At 49.0% G+C, this 13,762-nt stretch carries 15 protein-coding genes and 1 tRNA gene; 11 read left to right on the top strand and 5 right to left on the bottom strand.

Annotated elements, in window-relative coordinates; all coding sequences use genetic code 11:
• The first annotated feature begins 101 nt into the window (after nucleotides 1-101).
• The 6 genes from putP (at nucleotide 102) to phoH (ending at nucleotide 6,443) form a co-directional block, all read left to right on the top strand.
• Complete coding sequence (putP, locus tag OGY72_RS16965) at nucleotides 102-1,610, top strand: sodium/proline symporter PutP (RefSeq protein WP_032936247.1); 1,509 nt, start codon at nucleotides 102-104, stop codon at nucleotides 1,608-1,610.
• A gap of 213 nt (nucleotides 1,611-1,823) precedes the next feature.
• Entirely contained in the window at nucleotides 1,824-2,657 is an 834-nt protein-coding gene (efeU, locus tag OGY72_RS16960) for an iron uptake transporter permease EfeU (RefSeq protein WP_003036041.1), read from the top strand.
• A gap of 58 nt (nucleotides 2,658-2,715) precedes the next feature.
• Entirely contained in the window at nucleotides 2,716-3,843 is a 1,128-nt protein-coding gene (gene efeO / locus OGY72_RS16955; RefSeq protein WP_286548427.1) for an iron uptake system protein EfeO, read from the top strand.
• Between the two features lie 5 nt (nucleotides 3,844-3,848).
• Complete coding sequence (gene efeB / locus OGY72_RS16950) at nucleotides 3,849-5,132, top strand: iron uptake transporter deferrochelatase/peroxidase subunit (protein ID WP_003832075.1); 1,284 nt, start codon at nucleotides 3,849-3,851, stop codon at nucleotides 5,130-5,132.
• Between the two features lie 247 nt (nucleotides 5,133-5,379).
• The gene (locus tag OGY72_RS16945; protein ID WP_188048023.1) at nucleotides 5,380-5,676 is read left to right on the top strand and encodes a hypothetical protein; all 297 of its coding nucleotides are present in this window, start codon (nucleotides 5,380-5,382) and stop codon (nucleotides 5,674-5,676) included.
• Entirely contained in the window at nucleotides 5,655-6,443 is a 789-nt protein-coding gene (phoH, locus tag OGY72_RS16940; RefSeq protein ID WP_006685183.1) for a phosphate starvation-inducible protein PhoH, read from the top strand. The genes OGY72_RS16945 and phoH overlap by 22 nt, the downstream gene beginning before the upstream one ends.
• Nucleotides 6,444-6,768: 325 nt before the next feature.
• Here the strand turns inward: phoH and OGY72_RS16935 are convergent.
• Nucleotides 6,769-6,856: transfer RNA gene (locus OGY72_RS16935), tRNA-Ser, on the bottom strand.
• 236 nt (nucleotides 6,857-7,092) lie between these two features.
• On the opposite strand from OGY72_RS16935, the gene ghrA reads away from it, so the two are divergent.
• The 4 genes from ghrA (at nucleotide 7,093) to OGY72_RS16915 (ending at nucleotide 10,141) form a co-directional block, all read left to right on the top strand.
• A complete protein-coding gene (gene ghrA / locus OGY72_RS16930; protein WP_286548426.1) occupies nucleotides 7,093-8,031 on the top strand; it encodes a glyoxylate/hydroxypyruvate reductase GhrA in 939 nt (312 codons plus the stop codon).
• Nucleotides 8,032-8,241: 210 nt separating this feature from the next.
• On the top strand, nucleotides 8,242-8,979 hold the full coding sequence (locus OGY72_RS16925) for a phosphatase (protein WP_079937993.1): 738 nt from the start codon (nucleotides 8,242-8,244) through the stop codon (nucleotides 8,977-8,979).
• 23 nt (nucleotides 8,980-9,002) lie between these two features.
• Nucleotides 9,003-9,557 (top strand): TorD/DmsD family molecular chaperone, encoded by a 555-nt coding sequence (locus tag OGY72_RS16920; RefSeq protein ID WP_079937992.1) that lies wholly within the window; start codon nucleotides 9,003-9,005, stop codon nucleotides 9,555-9,557.
• 101 nt (nucleotides 9,558-9,658) lie between these two features.
• Nucleotides 9,659-10,141: a DUF1097 domain-containing protein gene (locus OGY72_RS16915; protein ID WP_032934412.1), complete on the top strand. Its 483-nt coding sequence runs from the start codon at nucleotides 9,659-9,661 to the stop codon at nucleotides 10,139-10,141.
• Between the two features lie 46 nt (nucleotides 10,142-10,187).
• Here the strand turns inward: OGY72_RS16915 and csgG are convergent, their stop codons facing one another.
• The 4 genes from csgG to csgD are packed head-to-tail and all read right to left on the bottom strand — an operon-like array spanning nucleotide 10,188 to nucleotide 12,539.
• Nucleotides 10,188-11,021 (bottom strand): curli production assembly/transport protein CsgG, encoded by an 834-nt coding sequence (gene csgG, locus OGY72_RS16910; protein ID WP_003036082.1) that lies wholly within the window; start codon nucleotides 11,019-11,021, stop codon nucleotides 10,188-10,190.
• Nucleotides 11,022-11,046: 25 nt separating this feature from the next.
• Nucleotides 11,047-11,460: a curli production assembly/transport protein CsgF gene (csgF, locus tag OGY72_RS16905; protein WP_003832089.1), complete on the bottom strand. Its 414-nt coding sequence runs from the start codon at nucleotides 11,458-11,460 to the stop codon at nucleotides 11,047-11,049.
• 25 nt (nucleotides 11,461-11,485) lie between these two features.
• On the bottom strand, nucleotides 11,486-11,884 hold the full coding sequence (gene csgE / locus OGY72_RS16900) for a curli production assembly/transport protein CsgE (protein ID WP_003832091.1): 399 nt from the start codon (nucleotides 11,882-11,884) through the stop codon (nucleotides 11,486-11,488).
• 4 nt (nucleotides 11,885-11,888) lie between these two features.
• Complete coding sequence (csgD, locus tag OGY72_RS16895; protein WP_003832092.1) at nucleotides 11,889-12,539, bottom strand: biofilm master transcriptional regulator CsgD; 651 nt, start codon at nucleotides 12,537-12,539, stop codon at nucleotides 11,889-11,891.
• Between the two features lie 760 nt (nucleotides 12,540-13,299).
• Between csgD and csgB the strand changes: the two genes are divergently transcribed.
• A complete protein-coding gene (gene csgB, locus OGY72_RS16890) occupies nucleotides 13,300-13,755 on the top strand; it encodes a curli minor subunit CsgB (RefSeq protein WP_032941802.1) in 456 nt (151 codons plus the stop codon).
• Nucleotides 13,756-13,762: the final 7 nt, after the last annotated feature.

The raw sequence follows: 13,762 nt of genomic DNA, 5'->3' as shown, positions 1-13,762 counted from the left end.
ATACGGTCGCCCTGGTCAACATAGATATCTTTGCCACGTTCCGGCAGGGTAATAAAACAGCAAGCCACGGCATTGCTGATACATAATTTTGGAGAGTTTTGATGGCTATTAGCACACCGATGTTAGTGACATTCTGTGTCTATATTTTCGGCATGATATTGATAGGGTTTATTGCATGGCGTTCAACCAAAAACTTTGACGATTACATTCTGGGTGGACGCAGTCTGGGTCCATTCGTGACCGCGTTATCTGCCGGGGCATCTGACATGAGCGGCTGGTTGCTGATGGGGTTGCCCGGCGCGATTTTCCTGTCGGGGATTTCAGAAAGCTGGATCGCCATCGGCCTTATTTTGGGCGCATGGATCAACTGGAAGCTGGTGGCCGGACGTTTACGTGTACATACCGAATACAATAACAATGCGCTGACGTTACCGGATTACTTTACCGGTCGCTTTGAAGATAAAAGCCGAATTTTGCGTATTATCTCCGCGCTGGTTATTTTGCTGTTTTTCACCATCTATTGTGCTTCAGGGATTGTGGCAGGGGCGCGTCTGTTTGAAAGCACCTTTGGCATGAGCTATGAAACAGCGCTGTGGGCAGGGGCGGCCGCGACGATCATTTATACCTTTATTGGTGGTTTCCTGGCGGTTAGCTGGACCGATACCGTCCAGGCCAGCCTGATGATCTTTGCTCTGATCCTGACGCCGGTAATGGTCATTATTGGCGTGGGTGGATTTGAAGATTCGCTGGAAGTGATTAAACAAAAGAGCATTGAGAACGTGGACATGTTCAAAGGGCTGAATTTTGTTGCCATCATTTCTTTGATGGGCTGGGGTCTGGGCTACTTTGGCCAGCCGCATATTCTGGCGCGCTTTATGGCAGCAGATTCCCACCATAGCATCGTTCATGCTCGCCGTATCAGTATGACCTGGATGATCCTGTGCCTGGCAGGTGCCGTGGCCGTGGGCTTCTTTGGTATTGCTTACTTTAACAACAACCCACAGCTTGCCGGTGCTGTTAACCAGAACGCCGAGCGCGTGTTTATTGAACTGGCGCAAATCCTGTTCAACCCGTGGATTGCTGGTATTCTGCTGTCTGCGATCCTCGCTGCGGTTATGTCGACCTTGAGCTGCCAGCTGCTGGTGTGCTCCAGCGCAATCACCGAAGATTTGTACAAAGCGTTCCTGCGTAAAAATGCCAGCCAGAAAGAGCTGGTATGGATTGGCCGCATCATGGTGCTGGTCGTGGCGCTGGTGTCTATCGCGCTGGCGGCGAACCCGGAGAACCGCGTGCTGGGTCTGGTAAGCTACGCCTGGGCGGGCTTCGGCGCGGCGTTTGGTCCGGTGGTTCTGTTCTCGGTAATGTGGTCGCGTATGACCCGCAACGGTGCGCTGGCAGGGATGATCATCGGTGCGGTGACGGTAATCGTCTGGAAGCAGTTTGCCTGGTTGGGTCTGTATGAAATCATCCCGGGCTTTGTTTTCGGCAGCATCGGTATTGTGGTCTTCAGCCTGTTGGGTAAAGCGCCTTCAACTGCTATGCAGCAACGTTTTGCCGAGGCTGATGCGCATTATCACTCAGCTCCGCCATCGCGTTTGCAGGCAGAATAATCTGCCTCTGTCTTCAAGCCCGCCGCGTGCGGGCTTTTTTATTGCTTCCGTTGTAAACCTGCTATAACCATTACCTGCCTAACCTTTTACATTCAGTCATCATTCTCAAAACATTCTGCTTGAGTTTTTCTTTCCTGTAATGATAATCACTATCACTGTAATTTACTTTTCTTTTCATCAGTTGACTGAGAATAACGTTTAAGGGTTCTTCGCATGTTTGTTCCATTTCTAATTATGTTGCGCGAAGGGTTAGAGGCCGCGCTGATTGTCAGCCTGATTGCCAGCTACCTGAAACGGACTCAGCGTGGTCGATGGATTGGTGTGATGTGGATTGGTGTTCTGCTGGCGGCGGCGTTATGCCTGGCTTTAGGGATTTTCATCAACGAAACCACCGGTGAATTTCCGCAAAAAGAACAGGAGCTGTTTGAAGGCATCGTGGCGGTCATTGCCGTGGTGATCCTCACCTGGATGGTGTTCTGGATGCGTAAAGTTTCGCGCAACGTCAAAGTCCAGCTTGAACAGGCTGTCGATAACGCGTTGCAGCGTGGCAACCATCACGGCTGGGCGCTGGTGATGATGGTCTTTTTTGCTGTTGCCCGTGAAGGGCTGGAGTCGGTGTTCTTCCTGCTGGCAGCATTCCAGCAGGATGTAGGTATCTGGCCGCCGTTAGGCGCGATGCTGGGACTGGCTACCGCGGTGGTACTGGGTTACCTGATTTACCTCGGCGGCATTCGCCTCAATCTCGGGGCATTTTTCAAATGGACCAGCCTGTTCATTTTGCTGGTGGCTGCCGGTCTTGCTGCTGGGGCAATCCGTGCTTTCCACGAAGCTGGGTTGTGGAATCATTTTCAGGATGTGGCGTTTGACCTGAGCAGCGTGCTGTCGACGCATTCGCTGTTTGGCACATTGATGGAAGGCATTTTCGGCTATCAGGAAGCGCCAAGCGTTAGTGAAGTCGCTGTCTGGTTTATCTACCTGATTCCGGCGTTGATTATGTTTGCGTTACCGCCGCGTTCAGGCACTACGGCATCGCGTACCGCACCTTGATAAAAACGCGATGCAGAATACTTTTTAGTTACAACATACTTATTTATAGGGATAGGTTATGACGTTTAATTTTCGCCGTAGTGCGCTGCAGCTAGGTATCGCCGCGCTGTTTGCCTCCGCTTTTAATGCACAAGCTGCCGATATTCCGCAGGTGAAAGTCACGGTTAACGACAAACAATGTGAACCGATGACTATCACGGTTAATGCAGGGAAAACGCAGTTCATCATCCAGAACCATAGCCAGAAAGCGCTGGAGTGGGAGATCCTCAAAGGCGTTATGGTGGTTGACGAGCGCGAAAACATTGCACCGGGCTTTAGCCAGAAAATGACCGCTAACCTCCAGCCGGGCGAATATGATATGACCTGCGGCCTGTTGACTAACCCGAAAGGCAAACTGATCGTAAAAGGTAGCGCAACGGCGGATGCCGTGCAAAGCGATGCTCTGCTGAGTCTGAGTGGCGCGATTACCGAATACAAAGCCTATGTGACAGCCGAAACCGCGCAGTTGGTTGCGGGCACCAAAGCCTTTACCGATGCGATTAAAGCTGGCGATCTGGAAAAAGCGAAATCGCTGTATGCGCCAACCCGTCAGCATTATGAGCGTATTGAACCGATTGCTGAACTGTTCTCCGATCTCGATGGCAGCATCGATGCACGTGAAGATGATTATGAGCAAAAAGCCGCCGATCCTAAATTCACCGGCTTCCACCGCCTGGAGAAAGCGCTGTTTGGCGACAATACCACCAAAGGTATGGATAAGTACGCCGACCAATTAAACAGCGATGTTCTTGACCTGCAAACGCGTATTAGCGAGCTGGCTTTCCCACCGTCTAAAGTTGTTGGCGGGGCAGCAGGACTGATTGAAGAAGTTGCTGCCAGCAAAATCAGTGGGGAAGAAGATCGCTATAGCCATACCGATCTGTGGGATTTCCAGGCCAACGTCGATGGTGCGCAGAAAATTGTCGATCTCCTGCGTCCTCAGTTGCAAAAATCCAATGCTGAACTGCTTGCGAAGGTGGATGCGAACTTCAAAAAGGTCGATACCATTCTGAGCAAGTACCGTACCAAAGACGGCTTTGAAACCTATGACAAACTGACTGATGCCGATCGTAATGCACTGAAAGGGCCAATCACGACGCTGGCGGAAGATTTGTCGCAATTACGCGGTGTTCTGGGTCTGGATTAAGCACTATGCAGCAAGATAATGAAAACGGCGTGAGCGAACCGTCACGCCGACGTTTACTGAAAGGGATGGGCGCCCTGGGTGGGGCGCTGGCGCTGGCGGGTGGGTGTCCGGTTGCCCACGCGCAAAAATCACAAAGCGCGCCGGGCACGTTGTCTCCGGATGCACGTAGTGAAGCGCAGCCGTTTTATGGTCAGCATCAGGCGGGGATCCTGACGCCGCAGCAGGCATCAATGATGCTGGTGGCATTCGATGTTCTCGCCAGCGATAAGGCCGATCTTGAGCGGTTATTCCGGTTGCTGACCAGCCGGTTTGCGTTTCTGACCACCGGTGGACCGGCGCCGGATACGCCGAATCCGCGTCTCCCCCCTATGGATTCCGGTATCCTCGGCGCATACATTGCGCCAGACAACCTGACGATGACGTTGTCAGTCGGCTCCTCGCTGTTTGATGAACGCTATGGCCTGAAATCGCAGATGCCGAAAAAGCTGCAAAAAATGACCCGTTTCCCGAATGATTCACTGGATGCGGCGCTGTGCCATGGCGATGTGCTGCTGCAGATTTGTGCCAACACCCAGGACACCGTCATCCACGCGTTGCGCGATATCATTAAACATACACCCGATCTCCTTAGCGTGCGCTGGAAACGTGAAGGGTTTATTTCCGACCACGCCGCACGTAGTAAAGGCAAAGAGACCCCGGTCAATTTGCTTGGCTTTAAAGACGGCACCGCGAATCCGGACGCTACGGATGCGAAGTTGATGCAAGACGTGGTGTGGGTTACGGACGGGCAGGGCGAGCCTGACTGGGCGCAAGGCGGAAGCTATCAGGCCGTCAGGCTCATTCAGTTCCGCGTTGAGTTCTGGGATCGTACGCCGCTGAAAGAGCAGCAAACGATTTTTGGTCGCGATAAACACACCGGCGCGCCGCTGGGTATGCAGCATGAGCATGATGTGCCTGACTATGCCAGCGATCCTGAAGGCGAAGTGATTGCGCTCGACAGCCATATCCGCCTGGCAAACCCACGCACGAAAGAAACCGACTCGAGCCTGATGATGCGTCGTGGCTACAGTTATTCGCTCGGTGTGACTAATTCCGGTCAACTGGATATGGGGCTGTTGTTTGTTTGCTATCAACACGATCTGGAAAAAGGATTTTTGACGGTGCAGAAACGTCTGAACGGTGAAGCGCTCGAAGAGTATGTCAAACCGATTGGTGGGGGATATTTCTTTGCTTTGCCGGGTGTTAAAACCGCAGACAATTATCTGGGACAGTCTCTGCTCGAAGCCTGATGATTATGCCCCGCAGTACAGCGGGGTTTTTCCTGACATCTTGATGAAGGAACAAACTATTTTTTATGATCGGTATGCGACTGAAATAATTCTGTCATCTCTGGGTAAGAAACTGTTTCTGGTGATAAGATAGAATTTAAGTTAACAACAAGTAAAAATATTGTTGCATTAGCGAAAGGTTATGATGTACTTATAAGTAATAGCGGTAGTTCCCGGCGGTGATAGTCATTCACTATGGAGATCGCGAATGGAAAAGTCCTGTACTGGACACGTTTTTCACAGTAACAGCAGTACCTTACGCGGACGTTTCTCTTCCGGTAGCCACCTCGTCACCGCTAAATCTCTCTCTCATTCACTTCTTATCCTTGTTACTGACGCCCTGTGCGGTGCGCGTAGCCGTGTGTGGCGTCTTATCCGAAAGCAAGCAATGGCTTACAAGGAAGCCAACCCTCAGATGTTCGTGCGCATAATCGTGCCGCCAACGGCGCGTGTGATGTATACCTACAACTCAAGGTGCTATCCATGGGAAGACAAAAAGCAGTGATCAAAGCTCGTCGTGAAGCAAAACGTGTGCTGAGGCGGGATTCGCGTAGCCATAAGCAACGTGAAGATGAATCGGTCACCTCGCTTGTGCAGATGGGCGGCGTAGAAGCGATTGGTATGGCGCGTGACAGTCGCGACGCCACGCCAATCACGGCGCGGAATGAAGCTCAGGCGCACTACCTGAATGCTATCGAGAGTAAACAGCTGATCTTCGCCACCGGTGAAGCCGGGTGTGGTAAAACCTGGATCAGCGCGGCAAAAGCAGCAGAGGCCCTGATCCATAAAGACGTGGACAGGATCATTGTAACCCGTCCAGTTCTGCAAGCTGATGAAGACCTCGGCTTCTTACCTGGAGATGTTTCCGAGAAGTTCGCTCCCTATTTTCGCCCCGTGTATGACGTGCTGGTGAAACGGCTGGGAGCCTCCTTCATGCAATATTGCCTGCGACCTGAGATTGGTAAGGTGGAAATCGCGCCGTTCGCCTATATGCGTGGACGTACATTTGAAAATGCAGTGGTCATTCTTGACGAGGCTCAGAACGTCACTGCGGCGCAAATGAAGATGTTTTTGACCCGCCTCGGGGAGAATGTGACGGTAATTGTGAATGGGGATGTGACCCAGTGCGATCTACCCGCTCATGTTCGCTCAGGGCTTAGCGATGCGCTGGCCCGTTTTGAAGAAGATGAGATGGTAGGGATTGTTCGTTTCAATAAAGACGATTGCGTCCGCTCTGCGCTTTGTCAGCGGACGCTCAACGCTTACAACTGATATGTACTCCGTCTTCAAGGCCCGGGAAACCGGGCTTTGTTGTTTGACGCCAGTACATGACCGGTCGGGGCTTCTCATCCCCCCGCAGATGTGCAACATGCGAAAAAAAGCCCGTACTTTCGTACGAGCTCTTCTTAAAATATGGCGGTGAGGGGGGGATTGACTCGCTTTGCTCGCCCCTGCGGGGCAGCCCGTTCGCTGCGCTCCCGGTCTGTCCAACTGGCTGCGCCAGTAGTCGAACCCCGGTCGGGGCTTCTCATCCCCCCGCAGATGTGCAACATGCGAAAAAAAAGCCCGTACTTTCGTACGAGCTCTTCTTAAAATATGGCGGTGAGGGGGGGATTCGAACCCCCGATACGTTGCCGTATACACACTTTCCAGGCGTGCTCCTTCAGCCACTCGGACACCTCACCATATTGTTGTCCCTGTGCTACCGGAACGGGCGCTAATGTAGGGGAAACACCGCCCCGCCGTCAATCAACTTTTTGAAAAAAATGTGCATTTACACAAACTTCAAGCAACATGGAGCATAAATAAGCGGGAATTGTTTTTTTTGCCAGCATCCTAAAATTTGCTACTCTGATGTTCCCTCGGAAAATGATGATAATAAGTGCGAGAAAGTTCCGCACAACAATGTTCAGGAGACAATATGGATATAATTTTCTATCACCCAACATTCGATACGACCTGGTGGATTAATGCGTTGGCAAAGGCAATACCTGGTGCGAACGTACGTGAGTGGAAAGCGGGTGATAATGCACATGCTGACTATGCGCTGGTCTGGCATCCGCCGGTTGAAATGCTCGCAGGACGAAAATTAAAAGCCGTATTTGCGCTGGGCGCGGGCGTCGATTCTATTCTCAGTAAACTCAATGCTCATCCGGAAATGTTGGATGCGTCGATTCCGCTTTTCCGGCTGGAAGATACGGGTATGGGCCTGCAAATGCAGGAATATGCGGTCAGTCAGGTGCTGCACTGGTTTCGTCGCTTTGATGATTATCAGGCATTGAAAAATCAGGCGAAATGGCAACCGTTGTCAGAATATACTCGCGAGGAGTTTACCGTCGGGATCATGGGGGCAGGGGTATTGGGCGCAAAAGTTGCCGAAAGCCTGCAAGCATGGGGATTCCCACTGCGCTGCTGGAGTCGTACGCGTAAATCCTGGTCTGGCGTGGAAAGCTTCGCCGGTACTGAGGAACTGGGCGCGTTTTTGAGTCAAACTCGCGTGCTGATCAACCTCCTGCCTAATACGGCAGAAACCGTAGGCATTATTAACGCTGATTTACTTAGCCAATTGCAGGATGGCGCCTACGTGCTGAACCTTGCACGCGGTGTTCATCTCAATGAAGACGATCTTCTGGCATCGCTGGACAGCGGCAAGGTGAAGGGGGCCATGCTGGATGTTTATAGCCGTGAACCGCTGCCAGAAAACAGCCTATTATGGAAACATCCGCGTGTGGCGATGACGCCACATATTGCCGCAGTTACCCGTCCGGCAGAAGCGGTGGACTATATCTCCCGCACGATTATGAACCTGGAGAGCGGGCAAGTCGTAACAGGTCAGGTCAATCGCGTTCGGGGATATTGATGGTAACCCGGCAAGTACCGGGTTTCAGCTAGAATACCCGCCATACTTCAAGCTGCATGTGCGTTGGCTACGGTTGTTCACCTGAATCACTTACATAAGTAAGTGATTCAGGTATCACTCCCTTGCCACCTGCCTACGACTCGAATTTTTAGGGTATTAATGGCGGCGATACCTGCTATCCTTGACGGAAAATGACTACAGGAGAGAGTTATGTATCCCGTTGACCTGCATATGCATACCGTCGCCAGCACCCACGCCTACAGCACCTTAAGTGATTACATCGCGGAAGCTCGTCGCAAAGGCATCAAGCTGTTTGCCATTACCGATCATGGACCGGACATGGCGGACGCGCCTCACCACTGGCACTTTATCAATATGCGCATTTGGCCACGTGTCGTGGATGGCGTGGGGATTCTGCGCGGAATAGAAGCCAATATTAAGAATATTGAAGGTGAAATTGACTGTTCAGGTCCGATGTTTACCTCCCTGGACCTCATTATTGCGGGCTTCCATGAGCCGGTTTTTGCACCTCACGATAAAGACACCAACACCCAGGCAATGATAGCCACGATGGCCAGCGGCAATGTGCACATCATTAGCCATCCGGGAAATCCCAAGTATCCCGTTGATATTACTGCAATTGCGCAGGCGGCGGCGAAGTACCAGGTTGCACTGGAAATCAATAACTCTTCGTTTTTGCATTCGCGTAAGGGCAGTGAGGATAATTGTCGCGCGGTTGCTGCGGCTGTGCGTGATGCCGGCGGCTGGGTGGCGTTAGGGTCGGATTCACATACCGCTTTCACGCTGGGAGAATTTGGCGAATGCCGTAAAATCCTGGATGATGTTAATTTCCCTGAAGACAGAATTTTAAACGTCACACCTAAACGTCTATTGGCGTTTCTGGAATCGCGAGGCATGGAGCCGATCGCGGAATTTGCTGAACTGTAATTGTTACTAACTGGAATATATCAATGAACGAGTTTTCTATCCTGTGTCGTGTACTGGGCTCGCTATTTTACCGCCAACCGCAGGACCCTTTACTGGTTCCCCTGTTTACCCTGATTAGTGAAGGTAAACTGTCAGCCAACTGGCCGCTGGAACAGGACGAACTGCTCACCCGTTTACAGAAGAGCTGCGATATGCCCCAGCTGGCTGCAGATTACAACGCGCTGTTTGTCGGTGACGAGTGTGCAGTGCCGCCTTATCGTAGTGCCTGGGTAGAAGGGGCGAAAGAATCCGATGTTCGTGCATTTCTTTCAGCCCGGGGCATGCCGCTGGCTGATACACCGGCAGATCACATTGGTACGCTGTTACTGGCAGCTTCCTGGCTTGAAGACCAGTCTGCGGAAGATGAAAGTGAAGCGCTTGAAACTTTGTTTGTAGAATACCTGCTGCCCTGGTGCGGTACGTTCCTTGGTAAAGTTGAAGCGCACGCAAACACGCCGTTCTGGCGTACCATGGCGCCGCTAACACGCGATGCCATTAGTGCGATGTGGGACGAATTGCAGGAAGATACAGACGAATAAATGTGATGTTTATCACTTAATAGTGCAACTCAATTTATAAGCTTGCATAAATTGTGTGCGCGATCTCATTTCCATGCCGTTTTTCTGCTAAGATGCGCGGCATGAACATACTTCTCTCAATTGCAATCACAACGGGCATTCTCTCCGGGATCTGGGGATGGGTGGCCGTTTCTCTTGGTTTACTCAGTTGGGCTGGCTTTCTGGGTTGTACGGCTTATTTCGCCTGCCCGCAAGGTGGGTTAAAAGGACTGTGGATCTCGGCGTGTACGCTGCTAAGCGGTGTGGTGTGGGCGTTGGTGATTATTAACGGTAGCGCGCTTGCTCCGCATATGGACATTATTGGTTATGTCATGACAGGAATTGTCGCGTTTCTGATGTGTATCCAGGCAAAGCAATGGTTGCTTTCATTTGTACCGGGCACGTTCATTGGCGCATGTGCAACATTTGCAGGGCAGGGGGACTGGCGACTGGTTGTTCCGTCATTGGCACTGGGTCTGGTATTCGGCTATGCGATGAAAAACAGTGGTCTGTGGCTGGCATCTCGCCGTGAAAATAGAATATCGTCGACGCTGACCAGTAAATAAAAAAGCGTGAGGGATTTCCTCACGCTTTTTATGCTGTATAGACCCATCAGGATTCTGGCGGTACCGACATATGACGGTATTTAACCAGAATGTCATTATCAACTTGTTTCTTATCCTGCAAATCCCACAATCCGCGATCGATGCCGTCATTAATCAGGAAGATAACGCCCGTTTCAATCGCTGACATCAGACAAAGCATAACCGGTTCGTTAGAGGTGTAACCAATTTCACCTTCCAACAGACGCTGGTAGTCAATAAAGCGGAACACCCCAGCCTGTACTTCATAAGACAGAATGGTTTTACTGGTATTCACTGACGACAGGATCTCACCGGTGCTGACGTTAACTACGCGCAGGTTTACCGCTATCTGGTCGAGCTGGTATTGCGTATCGGCGCCAATACCAAAATAACGTGCACCGACACCACCGGATTTAACGTTGCTTTCATAACCGATAATTGACCCTTCCACCATGACGTTTGCCGCGGTCAGGGACTGTAGCGGGATCCGGTTATTAATCGCAACCGTACCGTTTTCCTGAGCTGCACGAATGATTTTGCGTTCGTTAAGCAAGTTCTGTAACCCCTGACGTTCCAGTGGGACGAACCAACGAGAATCTTTCAATGCGGTGACAAGCATAGCCGTGGCGCTTTGCGGGACGGCGGTTGAGAAGTTACTTGCCGGGTAAGGTTTAAATTGGCCAGTCTCATCCTGAATGTTGTATACCGACACAAAGATCTTACCTGTAGGCATAGGCAGATGCGTCAAGTCTTTATAGCTTTGGGCTCGGGGCATTAATGTCGGCTTAGCGGCTTCTTGAGGCGGGGCTGTTAAACATCCGCTGAGTAAAATTACTGCCACCATGATAAGTAAACGCTGCATGATTATTTCCTTTCGTGGCTATAACTTAGAAGTCGGTCGACTGTGTTTGTAAACCCGACACTTCAATAGTCGAAGTTTTCCCCGATTTCCTGTCGGTGACATTCAATTGCAGTTGTCCGTCCCGGTTGGCGATATCAATGATAAAATCATTGGTCACCATTCTTCCTGGTTTACCGGTATTAATGTTGGTGAGTAGGCCACCGAGAATTTGTGACTGAATCGCCTGAGTAAAGTTATCCAGAGCTGACGGGGTTTCAATACCGTAATCGTCATAGCTTGGATCTTTATATGAGTTCTGGGCCTGGGCGCTGTTCAACAGAAAAGCACCATTATTCGGGTTGCCACCAAAGTTTGGGTTGCGAAACTGGAACGTCATGTTTCCGGCCCAACTTAATGGTGAAATTAGCATGAGCAAAACCACTGCATGTTTAACACGCATGAAAGCCTCCGGACAAAATCATGTTTTAGAATTCATCACGCGCTAAATCGCTAGTGCTTAATAGTGTTTGATCTATTTGCCGGCGATTTAATGCTTCTTCAGTTTCTGCCAATGCGAAGACAACTATTTTGTCGAAGTCTCTTTTCGTTGGGAATAAAAAAGTCTGGAAGATAACGTCTTGATTGACCGTTATGGTGATCCAACTTCCCCAACGCGCACTGGGTCTTTCATTAATGGTTAAGTTTCCTGTGTACTCGCTTTCCCACTTATCACTAAAGGCCCGATAAAAATCATGACCGATTGAAGAGACAGTGTGGTCAGTTAACAGTCCGGGAACCTCCACCTCTACGGTTGTCGCTGCGTGCAGACTCCCGGCAGCAAAGAATAAATTTGCTGCCACAATCCAGGTCAAATAGCGTTTCATGGCTTTATCGCCTGAGGTTATCATTGGCCCATGAGACCGCCTGCGTACGATTTTTGACAGCTATCTTTTTGAAAAGATTATAAAGATGTGTTTTTACCGTATTTTCACTGATAAACAGTGAGCGAGCGATTTCAATATTTGAGGCGCCGATACGCAATTTATTAAGGATCTCTTTTTCACGGTGCGTCAGCAGTGCCGACTCCGTGCTGTTATAACGATAATTTCCAGAGTGCGTGATCAGATAACTGGCAAGTTTTTGCGTGAAGTAACATTCACCGCGCAAGATACCCTGCAAGCCGCTTACAACACGCTGCTCGTCTTCAGTTGCGTAAAAAACACCATTGATATGCGGCCAGTTTTCGATATCCCGATAAGGGTAATCATCAGGAGTATTCAACAATAACGTCTTTATATTGTTGTTTTTTCTACTCAAATTATCTTGCCAGTAATGGATCAGTTTTTTATCTGCCTCCATCATATCCAGTAAAACAATGCAGCTGGAGGATATATCATCCAGAGAACGTTGAATATTATGCAGTTTTCCGGTGAGTGCCAGTGATTGTTTTAAATGCTGTAATAATGCAGTTGCCTGCAAAGAAGGTTTTGTGATCAACAATAATGTATGACCATGAATACTATGGACTTCATTAAACATGATGAAACTCCACTTTTTAGTCGCACACCTGACAGCTGTCTCTACTAAAATAGAGGCACCAGAAGTACTGACAGATGTTGCACTGCTGTGTAGATATAAAATATCGACCCAAAGGGGTGAAAATATTAAAACAAATGGACTTCAACTGATTTCAATCTAGCTATTACAAATCTTAAAGCAAGTGTTAAACATGTAACAACTTGTAAAATTATATATTAAAATATGATTTTATGGTTTTATTAGAGTTTAGATTTGATAGGAAAGTTGTACATTTTACCTTTGCTGCATAGATTTAAAAAATCATACAAATTATAGTAACACATTGATTTTAAGTCATTTAATTAATAATTGTTGAGTTTTAAATTTCTAATGAATTCTAAAATCCTTGTCTCAATTTACGTTGGTCAATTTTAGATGGAAAAAAATGACCTTTGTCACGACTTGTACCGATGTCTATCTCGACGTTGTACTGAGAGGCCCTGATATCGTGCAAAATGCACTTTCTCAGTGACTGCATAGAAATTCATTACTGATAGCAAAATAAAAATAAAATCCAGACCTGAAGCGATGTTATTCACTGTTAATTAGTACTTTGGTGTGAATCCGGATATAAAAATACCACTCGCGGGTGAGTTATTTAAAATGTTTCCACGGACATACTCTTCATCGTAACGTGGCGTTAACAAATGTAAGTCATGTTAACAACAATTTGAGTGGTAATTAATTTAACTTCAAGTACGACCAGGTCCAGGGTGACAACATGAAAAACAAGTTGTTATTTATGATGTTTACAATACTGGGTGTGCCTGGGATTGCATCCGCAACCAGTTATGATTTAGCTAATTCAGAATATAACTTTGCGGTAAATGAATTAAGTAAGTCTTCATTTAATCAGGCAGCCATTATTGGTCAGGTTGGTACTGCTAATAGTGCAAATACTCGCCAGGAGGGCACTAAGTTATTGTCGGTCATTTCACAAGAAGGTTCAGGTAACCGGGCGAAAACAGATCAGACGGGATCAAATAACTTTGCATATATTGATCAAACGGGTAGCTCTAATGATGCGAGTATTAAACAAAGCTCTTACGGTAATACGGCGATGATTATCCAGAAAGGCTCTGGTAATAAAGCCAATATTACCCAGTACGGTACACAAAAAACAGCAGTTGTGGTGCAGAGACAGTCGCAAATGGCAATTCGCGTTACTCAACGCTAATCCATAA

Source organism: Citrobacter sp. Cpo221 (assembly GCF_030332345.1).
Lineage (GTDB): Bacteria > Pseudomonadota > Gammaproteobacteria > Enterobacterales > Enterobacteriaceae > Citrobacter > Citrobacter portucalensis.
This window is presented reverse-complemented; position numbering and strand designations above follow the sequence as displayed.